This window comes from Herbaspirillum sp. CF444 (genome assembly GCF_000282135.1).
GTDB lineage: Bacteria > Pseudomonadota > Gammaproteobacteria > Burkholderiales > Burkholderiaceae_D > Herbaspirillum.
Window position 1 is genome coordinate 100013 of record NZ_AKJW01000018.1, and the last position, 19446, is coordinate 119458.

General features: G+C 58.9%; 18 protein-coding genes. 12 read left to right on the forward strand and 6 right to left on the reverse strand.

What is annotated here, in order from left to right; all coding sequences use genetic code 11:
* Positions 1-29 precede the first annotated feature (29 nt).
* Complete coding sequence (locus PMI16_RS04020) at positions 30-2483, reverse strand: eCIS core domain-containing protein (protein ID WP_007876662.1); 2454 nt, start codon at positions 2481-2483, stop codon at positions 30-32.
* 214 nt (positions 2484-2697) lie between these two features.
* On the opposite strand from PMI16_RS04020, the gene PMI16_RS25170 reads away from it, so the two are divergent.
* Positions 2698-3060 carry a transposase gene (locus tag PMI16_RS25170; RefSeq protein WP_237719775.1) on the forward strand — a complete coding sequence of 121 codons (363 nt, stop codon included), beginning with the start codon at positions 2698-2700 and terminating at the stop codon, positions 3058-3060.
* A gap of 443 nt (positions 3061-3503) precedes the next feature.
* Here the strand turns inward: PMI16_RS25170 and PMI16_RS25175 are convergent, their stop codons facing one another.
* A complete protein-coding gene (locus PMI16_RS25175; protein ID WP_162131114.1) occupies positions 3504-3908 on the reverse strand; it encodes a hypothetical protein in 405 nt (134 codons plus the stop codon).
* Positions 3909-4084: 176 nt separating this feature from the next.
* Between PMI16_RS25175 and PMI16_RS26350 the strand changes: the two genes are divergently transcribed.
* Both PMI16_RS26350 and PMI16_RS04030 read left to right on the forward strand, forming a co-directional pair.
* Complete coding sequence (locus tag PMI16_RS26350; RefSeq protein WP_202801639.1) at positions 4085-4192, forward strand: BrnA antitoxin family protein; 108 nt, start codon at positions 4085-4087, stop codon at positions 4190-4192.
* A gap of 517 nt (positions 4193-4709) precedes the next feature.
* Positions 4710-5909 (forward strand): hypothetical protein, encoded by a 1200-nt coding sequence (locus tag PMI16_RS04030; RefSeq protein ID WP_007876664.1) that lies wholly within the window; start codon positions 4710-4712, stop codon positions 5907-5909.
* A gap of 290 nt (positions 5910-6199) precedes the next feature.
* On the opposite strand, the gene PMI16_RS04035 is transcribed toward PMI16_RS04030, so the two are convergent.
* Complete coding sequence (locus PMI16_RS04035; protein WP_081493364.1) at positions 6200-7186, reverse strand: formylglycine-generating enzyme family protein; 987 nt, start codon at positions 7184-7186, stop codon at positions 6200-6202.
* A 510-nt stretch (positions 7187-7696) separates the two neighbouring features.
* On the opposite strand from PMI16_RS04035, the gene PMI16_RS04040 reads away from it, so the two are divergent.
* Positions 7697-8992, forward strand: coding sequence for a serine hydrolase domain-containing protein (locus tag PMI16_RS04040; RefSeq protein ID WP_007876666.1), 1296 nt, complete (start codon positions 7697-7699; stop codon positions 8990-8992).
* Between the two features lie 51 nt (positions 8993-9043).
* On the opposite strand, the gene fdhA is transcribed toward PMI16_RS04040, so the two are convergent.
* Complete coding sequence (gene fdhA / locus PMI16_RS04045) at positions 9044-10240, reverse strand: formaldehyde dehydrogenase, glutathione-independent (protein WP_007876667.1); 1197 nt, start codon at positions 10238-10240, stop codon at positions 9044-9046.
* A 436-nt stretch (positions 10241-10676) separates the two neighbouring features.
* Between fdhA and PMI16_RS04050 the strand changes: the two genes are divergently transcribed.
* Positions 10677-11921: a LysR family transcriptional regulator gene (locus PMI16_RS04050; RefSeq protein WP_007876668.1), complete on the forward strand. Its 1245-nt coding sequence runs from the start codon at positions 10677-10679 to the stop codon at positions 11919-11921.
* Positions 11922-11961: 40 nt separating this feature from the next.
* Here the strand turns inward: PMI16_RS04050 and PMI16_RS04055 are convergent, their stop codons facing one another.
* Positions 11962-12657: an alpha/beta fold hydrolase gene (locus PMI16_RS04055; protein WP_007876669.1), complete on the reverse strand. Its 696-nt coding sequence runs from the start codon at positions 12655-12657 to the stop codon at positions 11962-11964.
* A gap of 343 nt (positions 12658-13000) precedes the next feature.
* On the opposite strand from PMI16_RS04055, the gene PMI16_RS04060 reads away from it, so the two are divergent.
* The 4 genes from PMI16_RS04060 (at position 13001) to PMI16_RS04075 (ending at position 16586) form a co-directional block, all read left to right on the forward strand.
* Positions 13001-14179: an ABC transporter substrate-binding protein gene (locus PMI16_RS04060; RefSeq protein WP_007876671.1), complete on the forward strand. Its 1179-nt coding sequence runs from the start codon at positions 13001-13003 to the stop codon at positions 14177-14179.
* Between the two features lie 69 nt (positions 14180-14248).
* Positions 14249-15349, forward strand: a complete 1101-nt coding sequence (locus PMI16_RS04065; RefSeq protein ID WP_007876672.1) for an aromatic ring-hydroxylating dioxygenase subunit alpha — start codon at positions 14249-14251, stop codon at positions 15347-15349.
* Positions 15350-15376: 27 nt separating this feature from the next.
* The gene (locus tag PMI16_RS04070) at positions 15377-16213 is read left to right on the forward strand and encodes a gallate dioxygenase (RefSeq protein ID WP_007876674.1); all 837 of its coding nucleotides are present in this window, start codon (positions 15377-15379) and stop codon (positions 16211-16213) included.
* A 13-nt stretch (positions 16214-16226) separates the two neighbouring features.
* Complete coding sequence (locus PMI16_RS04075; protein WP_007876676.1) at positions 16227-16586, forward strand: protocatechuate 3,4-dioxygenase subunit alpha; 360 nt, start codon at positions 16227-16229, stop codon at positions 16584-16586.
* Between the two features lie 65 nt (positions 16587-16651).
* Here the strand turns inward: PMI16_RS04075 and PMI16_RS25705 are convergent, their stop codons facing one another.
* A complete protein-coding gene (locus PMI16_RS25705) occupies positions 16652-16909 on the reverse strand; it encodes a hypothetical protein (RefSeq protein ID WP_157212518.1) in 258 nt (85 codons plus the stop codon).
* Between the two features lie 24 nt (positions 16910-16933).
* On the opposite strand from PMI16_RS25705, the gene PMI16_RS04080 reads away from it, so the two are divergent.
* From PMI16_RS04080 to PMI16_RS04090, 3 genes are read left to right on the forward strand one after another with little or no spacing between them, the layout of a single operon-like run.
* Positions 16934-17659, forward strand: a complete 726-nt coding sequence (locus tag PMI16_RS04080) for a PIG-L deacetylase family protein (protein ID WP_007876679.1) — start codon at positions 16934-16936, stop codon at positions 17657-17659.
* Positions 17656-18333, forward strand: a complete 678-nt coding sequence (locus PMI16_RS04085) for a 4-carboxy-4-hydroxy-2-oxoadipate aldolase/oxaloacetate decarboxylase (protein WP_007876681.1) — start codon at positions 17656-17658, stop codon at positions 18331-18333. The genes PMI16_RS04080 and PMI16_RS04085 overlap by 4 nt, the downstream gene beginning before the upstream one ends.
* An 11-nt stretch (positions 18334-18344) precedes the next feature.
* Positions 18345-19436: a 4-oxalomesaconate tautomerase gene (locus tag PMI16_RS04090; protein WP_007876683.1), complete on the forward strand. Its 1092-nt coding sequence runs from the start codon at positions 18345-18347 to the stop codon at positions 19434-19436.
* Positions 19437-19446 lie beyond the last annotated feature (10 nt).

A 19446-nucleotide genomic window follows, 5' to 3' on the forward strand; every position in this document is an offset into this window, starting at 1 on the left:
AGCCATAGACCGTATGGCTTGCAGATCTATTAGTGCTTGAACAGGTTCGGTGCCGGGGCGGCTTTCTTGATGGTGTCGGCGTAGGTGACCTTTTTTGCGCCTGCTGCGGGCCCGTAATCCTTGAACGCGTCCTGATTGGCCTTGGCCTGGGTGGCGCGGAAAAGTCCATCAGCCTGGTTCAGGATATTGATCAGGTTGTCGGTCATGTTGTTGGCCGCCGTGATCGAAGCATTTTGCCAATCTGCGGGGTCCAAGGCAATCTTGTGGACCGCATCGATACCTCTGAACTGGCCTTTGAGTCGCTTCATCAGTTCTTTGCGGATATCACCATTCACAATGTTCGCTTTCTTCCCGGACAATATTTTGCCAGCAGTCCATGTCGAGACCTCGATCAAATTTGCATTGACAGGATGCGCCTTGCGTATGTTCGAATGGGGGACCGTCCGTTCCTCGATATCGGGCATTGTATGGCCAGCGAGACGCCGCAGCCATGCGCTCGGGTTGACCGATGTATCCTTGTGCTTGAAGATGGCACGTGCAAAGTTTGCAGAATTTAATTCCGAATCCTTCATCTGCGTGTCGTCCTCGTGTTTCATGTGATGCGAATTGGCACTGGAGACAATGGATAATTTACTGAAGCTGAAATCGGCCTCGTCGCCCTGGACCAGATTGGCCAGGGTGGAGCCGAAGTCCACCTTATAGTTGTTCCATGTATTCCAAGAGCCTTTGGCTTGAACCCCATTGTGCAGCGTATCGTAGTCGATGAAGGTATTGGGTTCGGTCATCCAGGGTGCGCTGCCGTAGGCTGCCGCCATGGATTCCCGGTGCGACATGTCCAGGTCGTGAACGGTCTTGATCCCCCATGCCTGATTGCTCGGCGCGTCGCCATCGTTGTTGATACCTTGATTAGTGATGCCGCCGCCCAGAAGCTTGATGCCCGCTTTGCCGCCGGCGCGATAGGCGTCGACGCGATCATAGATACCTTGGCCCGTCCCCTGCTGCTTGACGCTGATGACGTCGCCATCGCCAGCATGCATGAACACCTGGAGGTTGCGCGCCGCCAGTTGCTTCTTGAAATGCCCCGTGGCAGGGTGATTGAAAGTGATTTGGCGCATCTGCCCAAAGCGGAACTGCGGCTTGGCATAATGTTCCTTCAGCGCCGCGACATCGGCGCCGGCTCCGACGGCATCTTCATAGGCCCTGCGCACCTCCGCCGTAGAGGCGTCCGCGCCGAGCGTGCCATCCGCCGCGCGCCTTTTCCACGTATGCGTCCAAAGATGTCCAATAATCACAGCCTTGCCGTTGACGTTGGCGACTGCGGCACGTTCGCTGTTCAGGGTCTGGTAGAGCGCATGGGCCTTCGAAGGGAGAAGCGGGTCGTCGTACTGATTGACGTTGACGACCATGCGCAGGCGGTTCTTCGCATCGATGGCCTCGGCAAAACCCTCTTGATAACGGGTGATACTGGTACGCGCTTTGAGATCGCCCTGGTCTTCTTTCACGGCATCGGTCTGGGTATTGCCAGAACTGATATTGACGAGGTAGCCGGCCTTTCCCCCTGCGTAGATTCGATTGGGGTCGCTCGCAGGCTGGCCAGGCGTGGCGACATAGTCCGCAGGCAACGCGGGTAGACCGACTTCCCGGGTATGGAATTCATTCGCGAAAAGCTCATACTCTTCGCTCGGGTCACCGACATTCACCGGAATCCTGCGCTGGATCGGCATGATGCCATGTGGCGTCGCCGCTTGCGCGAGTCGCTGGATCGCTGTCGGCGCAGCGGCGCCCATTGACGGTGCATTTGGTGCATCTGCACCGTGCCAGGCCTGCCGCAACTGCGCTGTCCCTAATTGCAAGGCCCTGGCTCCCATGCTATCGGCTTCTGTCTCAAGTCCTGCATCGTCGTTGAGCGGCACGCCGGCACGCATCTGTCGTGTCGCCTGCACCCGGCCTTGCGCCTGCTGTACGACGTGCCAGGCCTCATGAGGTAGATGCTGTTCCTGGCCTGGAGCCAGGTGGATATCAGTGCCTTGCGCATAGGCATGGGCATTGAGTTGGGCCGGTTGTGGCGAATCGTAGTGGACGTTGACATGGTCCATCGACATGCCGGACAGCGATTCGATGCCGTGTTTAAGACCGTCGGGCAAGCCGCTCTTGGCGGCCGCAGCCGAGCTCGCCTGGCGCTGCAATGGCGCCTGTGCTCCGATGGAGGCTGTTTCGCCGTCTTCTTCTCGGTCACGTTCGCGCTGCAAGGTAGCTGCACGGGCCTGAAATGCCTGCGCCCGACCGCCCTGGATTGTCAGCTGCGCCGTTTGCCGGACACGCTCGGTGCGCGGACTGTTTTGAGCCAGCGTCGCCAGTTGCCGGATTTCAGCCTGCGCTGGACGCTGGTCAATAAAGCCATCATTAGCCTGCATCGCACCACTGGGTCGCTCGGACTGCTGGTTGTCCGGCTTGCGTACGGATTCTTGTTGTTTATCGTGCACCGGACCTCCGGACAGATGGACTATCGGGAAAAGCATGTGGAAAGACGTCGGCAGGCATGCTGATATCGCGACAGCGGACTAGGGGCAGAGTATAACGATATTCCTGTCGACTTACGTCGAAAACTGCCCCACTTTTGGAGTGCCCCCTTGGGCTGGACCAAGGCCAGTCGATGAAGTGATACGCTTGTCGAGCCTTCTCCAGAGGAGCGACACCATGGCGGCACGAGGACCATATCGGCGGCACAGTCTGCAGTTCAAGATTCAGATCTGCAGTGACGTTCGCAGCGGCAAGCCTGGACGACGGGAGGTGCTCAAGACTCACAACTTGTCGACCAATCTTATGCAAATGTGGCTAGGACGGTTTGATCGCGATGAACTGGATCGGACAGGTGCTGCTGCATCAACGGGCGCAGAGTATGAAGCGCACATTGCCGCTTTGGAGCGAAAGGTCGGCCAGCTCACGATGGAGATCGATCCCTTAAAAAAACACCACGACTGCAACTCGTCAGCAACAACGAGAACTCATCAATCATCAGCGGCCCCCGGCTTGCTCCATCCGAGGATGGATGCCAAATGATCGATCTGCTGAGTATTCTCAGAAAATGCACCACTCATTGCCCTGACAGTAGGGCCATATTCTGATCCATCGAAAGCACCAACTACGGCTTAGTAAGAGAGGCCGGCCCCAGTTCTTCTAGAAGAATCGCGACGTGGCAACTAAGTATCACCACCCTTCTTATCAGCATTTAAACGCCACTCACTTTTAGTACCAAGCTACCAGTCAATACTGAATAAGCGGCGCCATTCATTTTCAGAAATCGATACCATTTTTTATCTTTCGGGAAAAAATTCTTGTGCAGTAAAATGAAAAGAGGCAATACAAGAACATCGCCGAAATGTTCTTTGAAAAACTACTGCGTAACGGTTAGACGTGCTTGAAAGACAGATACTTGATTAGTTTTCAAAGTCCGCAATCGGCCAGAAGCCGACATCTCTGAGACAGGAGCATCATCTCCTCGGTTATTCGCTAGAATTGGTCTTCCACGTGAAAGTCCAACTCAGCGTGTTCGAGAGAGGCACCACCTTAATCAGCTCAAAGTGATATTCGTGGAGGCGAACCTTCCCGGTGAAATCCAATGTTCTTTTAGAATCATCTCCTCGACATGATGAGGGAATGCCGCCGCATTTTTTTAGTGCCGTCTTCAATTGTTCTTCTGTTGGTACGTCCCGTTCTTTTTTTTCCACGACAACATAGTTCATGACGGTCCTTATTTTGAAATCGGCTTGGATAGGCTGGCTGATGAATCCTGCTTTTCGAGAATACTTCTCAAGCGTGCCATGCAATGCCAAGACTACTTGACCGCCTGTCTCACTTTTTACGTTTTTTTGTGCAGATGCTTCAGGAATGTCTCTCGGGTGCGTCAAGATCGACGCCCAATCTACGTCCGCAAGCCCCGAGGCCACTAGGTCATGGCCGACAAAGCAGTGAGTCAGCCGCCCGCGAGGCGGCTTTTTCTTGCGTCTGTCAAGTACCAGTTATCGAACTTGCGTCCAGCACGACCACGTGGCCGCCCGGCAGTGGGCGCAAAGTGCAGGTGACAATGCGTGTTGATGAGGACGTGTTAGAGGCATTTAAAAATGAGGGCGAGGGCTGGCAAACCAGGATGAATGACGCCCTGCGTCAGTGGGGTCAGGAGCATCGACGCTAACGGACATGCTCTGTACGTACCGAAGGCCGCCTTGTGCGGCCTTTTTGCGTCCGCTGCTATCCAAGAGGAGCGGCGGCGGGGTTGTTCGACGCTCAAAGTCGCGAGACCAAGCAAAAATAAAACATACCAAAACGAATGTTGTAGGTGTCGTAATTAATTGAGCTTTGACCCTCTGGCGCGCAGTTGCCCCACCCCGCGCCTGCCGGCTTCATAGGGGGCTCAAAATTGCATCAGTGGGCAATGTCCACCGGGCGTGGCTTTGATACCCGGCGGATGGGCGCCGAGTTTGATGCATTTTGACGCGCCCGAGAGATATTCTTGATGCGTCTGCGGCTTACTCACAAAAAATATAAAAGGTGAGATAGGCAGTCAAGTGCTCTTGGAATTGTGTGGCACGCTTGCCCAGCACAATCGATTAATTTTCGTGACCAATAATTGCCTGCTACTAGCAGATTGTGGACGTTAAGCGCTACTGCAATTGGCTCAAATCCACGAATGACGAGAATAAGGAGCCGATATGTCTGGAAAAGCACCACTGCAAAACAAGGTCAATCCATCACATCAGGAAATGCAAAAGCTGGGGGGCGTGTCAGGCTCGGCCGGTTTTCTGGATGCCCGTCCGGCGGCACAGACGAATTCGGACTTGATGCGAATGGTCGGCGACAGTCCACGCGCCAGGCAACAAGTCGCTGTGGCGCAGATGATGTTCGGCGGCCGTAATGCGCCGGTGCAGCTGATGCCGAAGAAAAAGAAACCCGGTGGTGGTGCCGCAGCGTTAACTGCAACCGTCACAGAAGAAACGAAAGTTGAGGTGATGAACAACGACGACGTGCCGAAGCTGGAGGCTATGGAGGCAGAGGCCGCCGTAGTGGATCATGGCGCGATGGACGGCGACAGTAAACGGGCTACTGCCGACCCTGAGAATAGCGATGACGGTTTCGATGCTGCCACTTACGACGCGGAGCAAATTCTAACAGTCGCTACAGCGACAGCCAGGCCACACGCGGACGAGAAAGATGCAAAAAGTACGGAGCCGACGGACATGCAGGTATTGACTAAATGGCGAGGCCTAAATAAGAAAGCGTCTTCCAAAGATCCATTCCTGAAAGAGATGGCGAAGAATATCAAGGCAGCGCGGCTCTTACTTCGGTTAGAGGTCGTGGATCAAGCCAAGTTCGAACAATTTGATGATTGGAAGACAATGAATCACCAGAGCTACGTCGATGCGGCTCTCGCTTGCCACACTTTTTTGGCAACGTTACCTGGCTCGGCCAATCCAGCGCTTGGCCGCGAAGAGAAAATGCCGTCACGCGCTGGTAATACGCTGGAAACTATTGCCGAGTACTGGCCGCGTTGCAGATTCAACCCTATTGGAATAATGCCGCATGGCGTACAAAAAAAGGTAGACTCCAGGAGCGGGAGAGCCATGTCCATCTTTACTGGAATTGTAGTGCAGGTGAAAAAGGGAGTTTGGTTATCGGCCCATATTTCATTGCCGCCGGACACCACAGGAGATGGAACCATATTTTCGGACAGTTGCCACTTGAAGGTCACGACGGGGCACATCCCTTTTCCCGGCAGCTATTACTTCTCAATCAGCAAGGACGGAACGTGCACAAAGACAACAAGGGGTGATGATTGGAGCAAACTCGATAAAAACGTTTGGATAGCCTTGGAGCAAACCGCGAAATATCTAGCGGTGGGAAATCTGAAGTAAGAACTTGTTCACAATTTGTAGCATGAGTCCGTCAATTGGTGACGTTAGAGGCCGAGAAGCGATTGCGATATGTTGTCAGATAAAGCACACGAATTTCTTCAATGACAGCTTTTTGCCAGCATTTCCAACGAAGCCGCTAAGTGACTGGACATAGCGTTAATTCGAATCCCGCGATAGAAAAAGCCCGCATCGTGAACTGACCCGCTCTAACTGATCCACCCTCCATTGCCGAGCGAACGCGGCAACACGGTCATAAGAACCTTCAAATCCCAATGCGCACAGATGGGGCCTCAATGTGCGTGCTCTACATCTCTCACCAGACGCATTCCCACCAGGGTATAGCGAGTGCTAGTGGTATTCCAGTTGCGGAAGGCGCAACGTGCATACAATGACCAGGTATGCCACGAGCCGCCACGTCGCACTTTGACTTCACCGTCTGCCGGGCCATGGGGGTCTGCCAGCGGCGAATGTGCGTAGGTGTCTTCGCCATACCAGTCGGCTGTCCATTCCCAGGCATTGCCGACCATGTCATACAGTCCAAATCCATTCGGTGGGAAACTCCCCACGGGAGAGGTAAAGGCAAAGCCGTCATGATTCTTGAGCGCATGACTGGCGAAGCGAGGCCAGTACGGTGTAGCGTTGGCATCGAAGGTATTGGCGATGCGGCTCAAGCCCTCCGGATCATCGCCATTGGGGTAGCGAGTCGTGCTGCCTGCGCGACACGAGTATTCCCATTCCGCTTCGGTCGGTAGCCGGTAGTGCACCTGTTCTTTCTTGCTCAGCCATGCTGCCAGGGCTTGTGCATCATTCCAGGTGACGTTAAGTACCGGATGATTGTCGGCCTGCGGAAAGCCGGGATTTTTCCAGCTGTATCGCGGGTTGCGGCCTTCGAAGGCGTCTTTGCGTTCAGTTTCTTGAGGATCATAGTCCGGGTTGTAACCATAGCCTCCGGTCTGGTCTCGAATGGATTCCGGGGTATAGCCCGACTCCGCCACAAATTTGGCAAACTGCCCAACCGTGACCAGATACTTCCCTACATAAAACGGATGGGTGATCAGCACCTTGTGTCGTGGCCGCTCATCGTCAAGGTCCAGCAGACGACGCTCTTCATAATCCGGATAGGCCCCTTTCAGCGATGCGAGAGATTCATCGGTACCCATCAGAAATTCTCCCGCAGGGATCAGGACCATTTGCATTCCAATTGAATTTTCAATGGTCGCAGGCAGTGGTGTCGTTTCCTCGGCATGCAGAGATGTCAACGCCATGCCAAGCAGCATTGCCAGTAATCCAGCGTATCGGTGTTTCAAGTTCTCTCCCTTGTTTTGACTATTGTTATTCGTTGTTCGTTGTTCGTTGTTCGTTGTTCTGTTCCAGCTCCAACAACGTGCTGAAATCCTTGCTGCTTGTCCTGGGATTACCGAAAAAAGTGGTCGATTCGATCGCAAATGAAATGGTGAGCAGTTAGTAAGGGAGCATGCAGTGGCAGAAGTATCAGCCTCGGCCGATTGCGGACATCGGCGGCGATCGCGAACGCCACTTTATCAGCAATTTCTTGTTGGGGAATATTTTGCCCAAACCGGCGCAAATCGGCGAATTCGCGCACTGTATGCGCAATCAGTGATCCTTGCCCAGTCTGACTTTGCGGCTCGCCGCGCACATGCTCTTTTGACTCATAATCCGTTGGTGCCGTGTTCGACTCACGGGGGCATCAGCAATTCAGAAGGGCTTGCGGTAAAACGTAAGCCTTTTTGTTTTGGCAGTTCTACGTCGGTTTGAAATAGTGTTTAATGCTGTTTCTGAAGATGTCGCTATCGATGTCGGACATGCTTTGCTGCCGCGACATCAGCGCTATCGGTGAACGGGCAATACACTATAAAACGCAAACAATGCATAGATACCAGAAGATCACGTTGTACGGCATCGCCGGCTTGAGCTTGTTGGCGGGGGCGTGCTGGACTGTCACGAGTTTTCTGCGCTTGCCGTCACCGACAGCATTACTTGGCCTGGCTCTCGAGCTACGACCATTTTCACAAAGCTATGTCTATTTCGATAGCGTACCATTCGTCGCGAGCACGAACCCGCAAGCGCTACAAACTTCTTCCCCCGCGCAATCGAGTTCACCATCGCCATTCCTGTCCCAGCAAGTCGCCTGGCGCAATGGCGCAACCATCGACCTCTCACAATTTTTAAGTCAGACCCACACCAACGCCTTGCTGGTCATTCATCGCGGCCAACTGATACAAGAACTCTACCCCCTCGGTGCAACACGCGAAACCGTCTTTCCTTCCTACTCCATCGCCAAATCCATCCTCTCGGACCTCACCGGCATTGCCGTGCAAGAAGGCAAACTCTCCCTGTCCGACCCGGTACGAAAATATCTCCCGTACCTGCCGGAAAAATTCAACTCGCTGAAAGTGAACCACCTGCTCAACATGCACTCCGGCATCCACGTCGACGAGAAGTACGACAGCGTGTTCTCGCAGATCGCCTACATGTACATCACCACCGATCTCAAGCGCTTCGTGCGCGGACTCGGGACGACGCAGTTCACGCCGGGCGAGGGCTTCGTTTATCGCAGCATCGATTATCTGTTGCTGGGCATGGTGTTGTCGGCGGCGACCGGCGAGCCGTTGACGCGCTATCTGCAAGACAAGCTGTGGCAGCCGATGGGGGCGCAGTATCCGGCGAGCTGGAGTGTGGATAGCGACGCCGGTGCGGTGGAGAAAAGTTTTTGCTGCATCAATGCGCGCGCGGTCGATTTTGCGCGTTACGGGCTGCTGCATTTGCGGCACGGGCAGGCGAACGGCAAGGCGGTGTTGCCGGAGAGCTGGATGCGGCGGCCGGAACAGGTCGGCGTGGCGGATGCCGACTTTGCCTATGGCCGCGGCTGGTGGTTGCCGCGCCGTGCCACCAACGGGCAGGATTACACGGCCATCGGCATTCACGGACAGTACGTCTATATCGACCCGGTCAGCGATACCGTCATCGTCAAGCTGAGCGATCACGGTGCGGAGCAGGACGAGGCGTTGACGGTGGCGGCCTTCCGCAGCATCGTGGCGTCGTTGCCGGCAGCACGGAACTGATCATTACGGAAAAAAGGGCTTACGGTAAAACGTAAGCCCTTTTTACATTGCCTACGCCGCCACCGCCCCATGCGGATCAATCACAAACTTCTTTGGCGCACCCGCGTCGAATTCGCCGTAGCCGCCCGGCGCCTGATCCAGCGAGATGACTTGCACGCCGACGATGTCGGCTATGTGCAGGCGATCCCACAGGATGGCTTGCATCAGCTGGCGGTTGTACTTCATCACCGGGGTCTGGCCGGTGTGCATGCTGTGCGACTTGGCCCAGCCCAGCCCCAGGCGGATACTGAGGCTGCCGCGTTTGGCGGCGCTGTCGACGGCGCCCGGATCGTCGGTGACGTAGAGGCCGGGGATGCCGATGCGGCCGGCGGCGCGGGTGATTTCCATGAGCGAGTTCAGCACGGTCGCCGGCGCTTCCACTTGCGAGCCGCTGTGGCCGTGGCCGCGCGCTTCGAAGCCGACGCAATCGATGGCGCAGTCGACTTCGGCGTCGCCGAGTATCGCGGCGATCTGATCGGCCAGCGTCGCATCCTGCGACAGGTCGACCGTTTCAAAGCCGACCTTGCGCGCGTGTTGCAGGCGCGTGGCGTTGACGTCGCCGACGATGACCACCGCCGCGCCCAGCAGTCGCGCCGATGCCGCGGCAGCCAGGCCGACCGGACCTGCGCCGGCGACATACACGGTCGAGCCGGGACCGACGCCGGCGGTGACGGCGCCATGGAAGCCGGTCGGCAGGATGTCGGACAGGCAGGTCAGGTCGGTGATTTTTTCCATCGCCTTGTCCTTGTCGGGAAAACGCAGCAGGTTGAAATCGGCATAGGGCACCATGACGTATTCGGCCTGTCCGCCGATCCAGCCGCCCATGTCGACGTAGCCGTAGGCGCCGCCCGCGCGCGCCGGGTTGACGCTGAGGCAGACGCCGGTGTGCTGTTCCTTGCAGGTGCGGCAGCGGCCGCAGGCGACGTTGAACGGGACGGAAACCAGATCGCCTTTCCTGAGCGTTTCGACGTCCTTGCCGACTTCGATCACTTCGCCGGTGATCTCGTGTCCGAGCACCAGTCCCGACGGCGCGGTGGTGCGGCCGCGCACCATGTGCTGGTCCGAGCCGCAGATGTTGGTGGTCACGACTTTGAGGATGACGCCGTGTTCGATCTTCCGGCCTTGCGGATTGTCGAACTTGGGGAAGGGAATCGACTGCACTTCGACGCGCCCATGCGCGACATAGACAACACCACGATTTTCTGCCATGAATCATCTCCTTTGTTATGGGGGAAAGCCTTCTTGTCAATCCGTGATCCGCGGATCCGGATCACGCCGTCTTCTTCGAGACCTTGATTGCTGCTGCAGCGATGCGGTCGGCGACCTCGCGCCAGTTTTTTCGTGTTTGTCGATGACGCCTGCACCTGAGTGGCCAGCCCGTCTTTTCGTGGAGAAAAAGAACAGTCCGGCAAGCGGGCGGTCGCCTGATTCTGTGGGAATTCATCGACGCCAACCAGCGCAATTCACTCGCACAGGCATCTGATTTTCTTATCGGGATGGAAAAAACGATGTCGATTGCATAAGCTGCGAAGAGAGTTCGTGTTCCGCCGCAATGCGAGCTTGTAAAAATCGTGCATATCCTTCATCCTAGAAAAAAAGATATCGGAAATCATCATTCCGCAACGCCCGGAGCCGCGCCCTTCCTATGACATCCACCGTAAGCCTGCGACATCTGCGCGCCTTCATCACCGTCGCCGAACTGGGCAGCGTCACGCGTGCCGCCGATGCGCTGTATCGCGCGCAGTCGGCCATCACGCGTTCGGTACACGAGCTTGAAACGGTTATCGGCGAGTCGTTGTTCGAACGCAAATCCAGCGGCATGCTGCTGACGGTGTTCGGCAATACCTTGCTGTTTCGCGCGCGCAGGGCGGCGCAGGAGTTCGAGCTGGCGCGCGACGAAATCTATAGCAAGATCAAGACGCCGACCGGCGCAATGAAGACTTCCATCCTGTCGATGCTGTTCAATGAGCGTCGCCTGCAGATCTTCGTCAGGCTGGCCGAATCGCACCACATGCCGACCGTCGCCAATGCGCTCGGCATCACGCAACCGGCGGTGAGCGCCTCCATTTCCGATCTGGAAACCAGCCTCGGCGCGACCTTGTTCCAGCGCACGCCCAAGGGCATGTTGCTGACCGAGGCCGGCGCCTTGCTGCTGTTTCGCGCCAAGCGCGCGCTGGCGGAATTGCGTCACGCCGAAGCCGACATCTCGGCGCTCAAGGGCACCACGCAAGGCCGCGTGGTGGTCGGCGCGCTGCCGCTCAGCCGCACCACCATCCTGCCGCGCGCGATCGCCAGCGTGATCGCGGCGCATCCGCAGCTGCGCATCACCACCATCGAGGGACCGTTCGACAGCCTGGCGGCGCGTCTGCGCGCGGGCGACATTGATTTCATCCTCGGCGCATTGCGCCCGCCGGAATACGCCAACGACCTGCATGGCGAGCCGCTGCTGGAAGACAAGATGGCGGTGATCGTGCGGCGCGGTCATCCGCTCACGCAGAAATCGAAGGTGACGCTCGACGACTTGATGCGCGCGCAGTGGATCTTGTCGGGCAAGGGCACGCCGGCGCGCGCGCTGTTTGATCTGTCGATGAGCCGCAAGGACATGCCGGCGCCGACCGAAGTGGTGGAGACCAGCGACCTCGCCATCCTGCGCGGCCTGCTGTTGCACAGCGACATGGTCACGGCGATTTCGGCGCAGCAGCTGGAATATGAGATCCACTCCAATGCGTTGCAGGTGCTGGATTTCGATTTGCCGCGCACTTCGCGCACCATCGGCATCACGCAACGCGAAGAAAGCCACCCGTCGCCGGGCGCGGTGGTGCTGATGGATGCGATCCGCGAAGTGACGGCGCAGATGCAACGACGCGCCGTCAACAGCGGTCATTGGTAGCGCATCATTGCCGTCGCAATGACCGTCCAGGAAAGTTTGCTCAGGCGGCCCAGTCCAGCAGCGCCTGCGTGACGGCGTCCGCTTCTTCCATGGTCGACATGTGCCCGCAGGCCGGGATTTCGGCCAACACGCTTCCCTTCACCAGCGCCGCCATGCGCGCATGCCGTTCCGGCGGGCTCCAGGCATCTTCGGCGCCGCACAGGATCAGGGTCGGGCAGGAGATCGTCGACAACACCGGCGTCGCATCGGGACGGCCCAGCAGCGCGCGCGTCTGGGCGGCGTAGATCTCGGGAGACATGCGTCCCACCATGTCCAGAATGCTGTTGACCAGCCTTGCATTGCCCCGATTGCCGGGCGCCAGCATCGGCATGGCCCAGGTTTCCGCAATGGCGGCGATGCCTTCGGCGCGCGCGCGATCGACCAGCACGGCGCGGCGCGCGTCTTCGCCCGGTGTCGCGGCCTCGTAGCCGGTATCCAGCAGCGCCAGCCGCTGCACGCGATGCGCGGCCTGGCGATACACCTCCAGCGCGACGCGGCCGCCCATCGAATGGCCAGCCAGAAAAAATTGTTCAGGCGCATCCCGCAGCACGCGGCCCGCCATGCCGGCGATGGAATCGTCCTGCTGGAAACTCAGGATGCGCACGTCCGCATGGTGTTGCTGACGCAGGGCCTCGGCTTGCGCTTCCCAGACGACCTCGTCGCACAACAAACCACACAGCAGATAGATCGTTTTCATGTCGCTTCCGAAAGGGTGAAAAACGAGATGCAATGTATCCAAACGGCTTGGCCGTGTCCAGCTGCCCATCTTGTCTCAATCAGTCAGTTTGACATGCCGCAGCAATGTCGATATCGCGTTCTTGTTCCTGGTTTCAATTTCAATTTATTGATTTTAAAGGATTTAAATTCTTCATATGGAATGAGTAACCGGCTGTCGATCAGTGACCGTCAAAAAATCAATAAGCAAATTAGATGGGGTGGCAAGGCTAAATGTATAACGCCGGCATGCTCCGAACCCGATAATGCATCCATAACAACGGCAGCAAGCCGACAACAAAATTCCATACGACAGGAGACCACCGATGTTGCACCGATTGATGAAGTTCGCCTTGCCGCTCGCCGGCGCCGCCATGTTTGCCGTCCCCGCCGCCCATGCCGATGAAATCCGCATCGGCGTGATCGCCGCCTTCAGCGGTCCATACAGCAACTGGGGCAAACAGATCCAGGACGCCACCGAACTGTTCCTCGCGCAGAACAACGGCCGTGCCGGCGAACACACGATCAAGATCATCTATCGCGACGTCGGCGGCAACAACCCTGCACGCGCCCGCCAACTGGCCGAAGAACTGGTCGTGCGCGACAAGGTGCAATACATCAGCGGTCTCGAATTCACGCCGACGGCGCTGGCCGTGGCCGACGTCGCCACGCAAGCCAAGGTGCCCATCGTCATCATCAATGCCGGCACCTCCGGCATCCTGAGCAAATCGCCTTACCTGCTGCGCGCCGGCTATACGCAGTGGATGGTGGCGACGCCCCTGGCGAAGTGGACGGCGGAGCAGGGCGCCAAGCGCGTGGCGCTGGCGGTGGCCGACTATGCGCCGGGAGCCGATGCGCTGACCTCGTTCAAAAAGTCGTTCACCGAAGAGAAGGGCCAGATCGTGGCGGAGCTGAAGATGCCGCTGAACACGTCCGACTTCTCGACCTACATGCAAAAGATCAAGGAAGCCAATCCCGAGTACGTCTACATGTTCACGCCGGTCGGTCCGATGGCGGTGGCTTTCATCAAGGCCTTCGTCGAGCGCGGACTGGACAAGTCCGGCATCAAGCTGCTCGCCACCGCCGAAACCGAAGAAAGCGAACTGCCGTCCTACGGCGACGCCGCGGCCGGCATCGTGACCGCGCTGCATTATTCGCCGGCCGGCACGTCGCCGGCCAACGTCGCCTTCGTCAGCGCATTCCGCAAGAAGTACGGCAACGACAAGACGCCGAACGTGGCGTCGATCGCCGCCTACGATTCGATGAAGATGATCTATGAAATGATCCGCGCCACCGGCGGCAAGCAGGACGGCGACAAGGCCATGGCGGCGATCAAGGGCTATTCATGGGAAAGCCCGCGCGGTCCGGTGACCATCGATCCGCAGACGCGCGAGATGACGCAGAACATCTACATCCGCCGCATCGAGAAAGTCGATGGCGTCTACGTCAACAAACCGTTCAAGACTTATCCGGCGATCAAGGATCCGGGCGTGAAGGTGCAGTAGTCGTCACGCGCATCGTGTTCATTGCGGCGACGGAGCGAGGTCGCCGCATACCGTTTAAAGGAATTCACCATGCTCCAGAAAGCCGCCGCCAAGCCGAAGATGGCCAATCACACCACGCCGCTGATCAGGGATTGCTGGTACGTCGCCGCTTTGTCCGGCGAAGTCACGCGCGACCTGCTGGAGCGCACCCTGCTCGGCAAGACCGTGCTGATGTATCGCAAGCTCGACGGCACGCCCGTCGTCATGCAAAACCGTTGCGCCCATCGTTCCTTCCCGCTGTCCAAGGGGCGGCTCGACGGCGACCAGGTCGTGTGCGGCTATCACGGCATGGCCTACAACCCGGAAGGCCAGTGCGTGCACATGCCCTCGCTGGCCAATCCGCCGACGCATGCGCGCATTGCGTCCTATCCGGTGCAGGAAAGAGGTCCGCTGATCTGGATCTGGATGGGTGACGCCGCCAAGGCCGACCCGGCGTTGATCCCCGATACCTCCTGGCTGGATGCGCCCGAGTGGACCACCGTCACCGGCTACTTCCACATGAAGTCCAACTACGTCGCGATGCACGAGAACCTGCTGGATCAGACGCACTTCCCGATCCTGCATGCGGATACCGTCGGCACGCCGGAATATTCGCGCTCCAGCCTGGAGATCCATAACGAAGGCGACGTCGTGCGCATCCGTCGCGAGCTGCGCAATTCGCCGCCGCCGCCGATCTACGGCATCCCGATGAAGCTCATGGGGCGCCCGGTGGATCGCTTCTCCGACAGCCGCTTCGTCTCGCCGGCGGGACATATCGCGTTCGCGCGCATCACCAACCCGGAGCCGCGCGAAGACGAGCAAACCGACTATCGCGTGAATATTACGCACTTGTTCACGCCCGAGTTTCAGGGCACGATCCATTACTGGTGGTTCAACAGCCGCGACTTCGCGCTCGCTGACGCCGGCGCCAGCGAGTACCTGGCGTCCGCCTCGGTCAAGGCTTACACCGAAGACGTCGACGCCCTGACCTGGATACAGGAAGAAGTCGAGAAGGGCGACGGCCCGCCCGATGAACTGAGCTTCGGCCCCGACCGTCCCGGCCTGGCCATGCGCAAGACCCTGCTGCGTCTGGCCGAAGCAGAGATGACGCCGGCGGATGCGCCGCCCGGCGTCGCCGTAAAAATGTATTGAATGTGTTGAAAGCGTATTGAGGAAAACATGGCAAGAATCGTAGGAGGAATCGGCACGTCGCACGTGCCCACCATCGGCCTGGCGTACGACAAGGGGCGACAGAACGATCCGGCCTGGGCGCCGCTGTTCAAGGGCTATGAACCGGTTGCCGAATGGCTGCGCGAGCAGGCGCCGGACGTGCTGGTCATGTTCTACAACGACCACGCCAACAGCTTCTTTTTCGACTGCTATCCGACTTTCGCGCTGGGCGTGTCGCCAAGTTTTGAAATGGCCGACGAAGGCGCCGGCAAGCGTCCTTTGCCGGACATCAACGGCCATCCGGAACTGGCGGCGCATCTGGCGGAATGCCTGGTCAACGACGAATTCGACATGACGCTGTTCCAGGAGCGTGCACTCGACCACGGCTGCAACTCGCCGCTGTCGCTGATGTGGCCGCATGAACCGGCATGGCCGGGCGCGATCGTGCCGATAGAAATCAACGTGCTGCAATATCCATTGCCGACCGCCGCCCGCTGCTACAAGCTCGGCCAGGCCGTGCGCCGCGCCATCGAATCCTTCCCGGAAGATCTCAAGGTCGCCGTGGTCGGCACCGGCGGCTTGTCGCACCAGATCCACGGCGAACGCACCGGCTTCAACAATCCCGAATGGGATGACGAGTTCCTGCGCCGCATCGTCGACGATCCGCACAGCCTGACCCAGCTCAAGCACGCCGACTTCGTGCGCCTGGGCGGCGCCGAGAGCGTCGAGGTCATCATGTGGCTGGCCATGCGCGGCGCGCTCGACGACAAGATCAAATGCATCCACCAGAATGTCTATCTGGCGACCACCACCGCGATGGCCGTCGCGATTTACGAACAGGCATGAAGAGAATCAGACGATGAATCCACAACTTGAAGGTATCGAGGACATCGAAGGCACTTACGTCTTCGACGTCCGCCAGAGCGTCAAATCGCTGCGCCTGAACCGCTTCTTCTGGCGGCATCGCGAACCCGAGTTCCGCGCCTTGCTGGCGCGCGATTTCAAGGCCGCCTGCGACGAACTCAAACTCAGCGATGAAGAGCGCACGCTGGTCACCAATCAGGACTGGCTGGGGCTGATCAAATACGGCGTCAGTTTTTTCGTGCTGGAGAAATTCGCCCGCGTGGTGAAAATGTCCAACCTGGCCGTCTACGCGTCCATGCGCGGCGAGACGCTGGAAGCCTTCCTCAAGACAAGGCGGGTTCCGGAGTCAGCCTGATAAGCGGCATGGCAATCCTTCCGAGCATGCACGGCGTCCGCTGCGATGGCAGGGACGCCGTTTTTTTATGCCGATTTTTCCTTGTTTTTGCGGCGCAATACGGTTTTTGGTATGGCCGGTTTCGCTGAATTCTGTATCTCGATAAGTAAATTAGATGCGCTATCAGCCAAAGAGAAACGCGAGCGGACAAGCCCTGCCATAGAATAAATCGACTCAACAAAAATCAACGACGCGGCGATCGAAACCGGCAATAAGGCAAGGATCGCAAGCGCGCAGAGACGGCAATAAAAAATAAAACGCACGAGACAAGCAAGCCAATTCATTTTTATCGCATCAACAGGACAAACATGGAAACGACTCAAAAGCCATCGCTGCTGGTGGTCAGCGCACATGCCGCGGACTTCGTGTGGAGAGCCGGCGGCGCAGTAGCGCTGTACAGCGAACGCGGCTATCGCGTGAAAGTCGTGTGCCTCTCTTACGGCGAACGCGGCGAGTCGGCCAAGATGTGGAAGCAGCCGGACATGACGCTGGACAAGGTCAAGGCCGCACGCCGCGAAGAAGCCGCCAGGGCCGCCGACATCCTCGGCGCCGAGATAGCATTTCTGGATATCGGCGATTATCCGATGCGCGTCAGCGACGAGGTGTTGTACAAGCTGGTCGACATCTACCGCGATCTGCGTCCGGAATTCGTGCTCAGCCATTCGTTGCACGACCCCTACAACTTCGATCACCCGCTGGCCACGCACGTGGCGCAGGAAGCGCGCATCATCGCCCAGGCGCACGGCCACAATCCGGAGCAAGCGGTCATCGGCGCGCCGCCGGTGCTGCTGTACGAACCGCATCAGCCTGAGCAATGCGGCTGGAAGCCGGACGTGCTGCTCGACATTTCCTCCGTGTGGGAAAAGAAAAAAGCCGCCTTCGAAACCATGAATGCGCAAGAACACCTGTGGGAGTACTACACCCGCGTGGCGCTGCAACGCGGCGTGCAGGCGTCGCGCAACTCCTCGCGCAACATCAAGTACGGCGAAGGCTATCAACGCGTCTTCCCGCAAGTCTGCGGAGAGTTCTCATGAGCCGCAACGTCGCCGTGCGCAATATCCCACGCGCACAGGTCGAACGCGTCGCCGCGCTGGCGCAATACGGCGTCGCCACCGTGCATGAAGCGCAAGGCCGCTCCGGCCTGCTGCATCATCGCCTGCGTCCGGTTGTCGCCGATACCTCGATCGCCGGATCGGCCGTCACGGTCAGCGTGGCGCCGGGCGACAACTGGATGCTGCACGTCGCCGTCGAGCTGTGCCAGCCCGGCGACATCCTGGTCGTCAGTCCGACGTCGCATTGCGAGGACGGCTACTTCGGCGATCTGCTGGCTACCTCGCTGCAGGCGCGCGGCGTACTCGGGCTGGTGATCGATGCCGGCGTACGCGACGTTCGTACGCTGCGCGAGATGAATTTCCCCGTCTGGTCGCGCGCCGTGTGCGCACAAGGCACGGTCAAGGCCACGGTCGGTTCGGTGAATGTGCCGCTGGTGTGCGGCGAGCAGTTGATTCAACCCGGCGACGTGATCGTGGCCGATGACGACGGCGTGGTCGCCGTACCGCGTGAACAACTGGGCATGGTCACCGAGGCCTGCGTGGCGCGCGCCGCCAACGAAGAGCAGAAACGCAAGCGCCTCGCCGCCGGCGAACTCGGCCTCGACATCTACGACATGCGCGCCAAGCTGGCCGCTGCCGGATTGACCTACCTCTAGGAGACACAGGCATGGAAGCTTCCCAGCGCGCCATTCCCTGCGCCTTCATGCGCGGCGGCACTTCGCGCGGCCCGTTCTTCCTGGCGGGCGATCTGCCGCAGGATACGGCCACGCGTGACGCCGTGCTGCTGGCGGTGATGGGGTCGCCCGATCCGCGCCAGATCGACGGACTGGGCGGCAGCGACACGCTCACCAGCAAGGTCGCCATCGTATCGCCGTCGTCGCTGCCGGGCGTCGACGTCGACTTCCTGTTTGCCCAGGTGGCGGTGGACAAACCGCTGGTGGATGTTTCGCCCAATTGCGGCAACATGCTGGCTGGCGTCGGTCCGTTTGCCATCGAGCGCGGGCTGGTGCCGATACGCGGCGATCGGACGCCGGTGGTGATCCACATGGTCAACAGCGGCAACATTGCGACTGCGCTGGTGCAAACCAGCGGCGGTCGCGTGGCGTATGACGGCGAGGCCAGGATCGCCGGCGTGCCCGGCGCGTCGGCGCCGATCAACATCGCCTTTCGCGACACCGCCGGTTCGGCCTGCGGCAGCTTGCTGCCGACCGGCCGCACGCGCGACGTCTTCAACGGCATCGAAGCGACTTGCATCGACAACGGCATGCCGGTGGTGGTCATGCGCGCCGAGGCATTCGGCAAGACCGGACAGGAGACGCCGCAGCAACTCGACGCCGACGCCGATTTCAAAAAACGCCTGGAAGCCGTACGCCTGCAAGCCGGCGAACTGATGGGGCTGGGCGACGTGCGCAACAAGGTGGTGCCGAAGATGACCCTCATTTCACCGGCCGTCAACGGCGGTCACATTTCCACGCGCACTTTTATTCCGCATCGCTGCCACAGCGCCATCGGCGTGCTCGGCGCGGTGAGCGTGGCCAGCGCCTGCCTGCTGCAGGGATCGGTGGCCGAGGGCATGGCGGCACTGCCGCAAGGCCGCGACGTCGAAATTTCGGTGGCACATCCGACCGGTGAATTTACCGTGGCCTTGCGTACGGAAATCGTCGACGGCCAGACGCGCTTTCTCAGTTCGGGTTTGCTGCGCACCGCGCGCATGCTGCTCGACGGCCAGGTGTTCGTGCCGCATCGGGTGTGGCCGTGATGTTGGCGCT

Excerpts from the sequence above, each read along its gene's own strand:
- fdhA (WP_007876667.1), bottom strand. The coding sequence starts at position 10,240 with ATGGCAGAAAATCGTGGTGTTGTCTATGTCGCGCATGGGCGCGTCGAA.
- PMI16_RS04055 (WP_007876669.1), bottom strand. The coding sequence starts at position 12,657 with ATGAAAACGATCTATCTGCTGTGTGGTTTGTTGTGCGACGAGGTCGTC.
- PMI16_RS26350 (WP_202801639.1), top strand. The coding sequence starts at position 4,085 with ATGCGTGTTGATGAGGACGTGTTAGAGGCATTTAAAAATGAGGGCGAG.
- PMI16_RS04035 (WP_081493364.1), bottom strand. The coding sequence starts at position 7,186 with ATGCTGCTTGGCATGGCGTTGACATCTCTGCATGCCGAGGAAACGACA.
- PMI16_RS04080 (WP_007876679.1), top strand. The coding sequence starts at position 16,934 with ATGGAAACGACTCAAAAGCCATCGCTGCTGGTGGTCAGCGCACATGCC.
- PMI16_RS04030 (WP_007876664.1), top strand. The coding sequence starts at position 4,710 with ATGTCTGGAAAAGCACCACTGCAAAACAAGGTCAATCCATCACATCAG.
- PMI16_RS04090 (WP_007876683.1), top strand. The coding sequence starts at position 18,345 with ATGGAAGCTTCCCAGCGCGCCATTCCCTGCGCCTTCATGCGCGGCGGC.
- PMI16_RS04085 (WP_007876681.1), top strand. The coding sequence starts at position 17,656 with ATGAGCCGCAACGTCGCCGTGCGCAATATCCCACGCGCACAGGTCGAA.
- PMI16_RS04060 (WP_007876671.1), top strand. The coding sequence starts at position 13,001 with ATGTTGCACCGATTGATGAAGTTCGCCTTGCCGCTCGCCGGCGCCGCC.
- PMI16_RS25705 (WP_157212518.1), bottom strand. The coding sequence starts at position 16,909 with ATGAATTGGCTTGCTTGTCTCGTGCGTTTTATTTTTTATTGCCGTCTC.
- PMI16_RS04075 (WP_007876676.1), top strand. The coding sequence starts at position 16,227 with ATGAATCCACAACTTGAAGGTATCGAGGACATCGAAGGCACTTACGTC.
- PMI16_RS04065 (WP_007876672.1), top strand. The coding sequence starts at position 14,249 with ATGCTCCAGAAAGCCGCCGCCAAGCCGAAGATGGCCAATCACACCACG.
- PMI16_RS04040 (WP_007876666.1), top strand. The coding sequence starts at position 7,697 with ATGCTGTTTCTGAAGATGTCGCTATCGATGTCGGACATGCTTTGCTGC.
- PMI16_RS25170 (WP_237719775.1), top strand. The coding sequence starts at position 2,698 with ATGGCGGCACGAGGACCATATCGGCGGCACAGTCTGCAGTTCAAGATT.
- PMI16_RS04070 (WP_007876674.1), top strand. The coding sequence starts at position 15,377 with ATGGCAAGAATCGTAGGAGGAATCGGCACGTCGCACGTGCCCACCATC.
- PMI16_RS04050 (WP_007876668.1), top strand. The coding sequence starts at position 10,677 with ATGACATCCACCGTAAGCCTGCGACATCTGCGCGCCTTCATCACCGTC.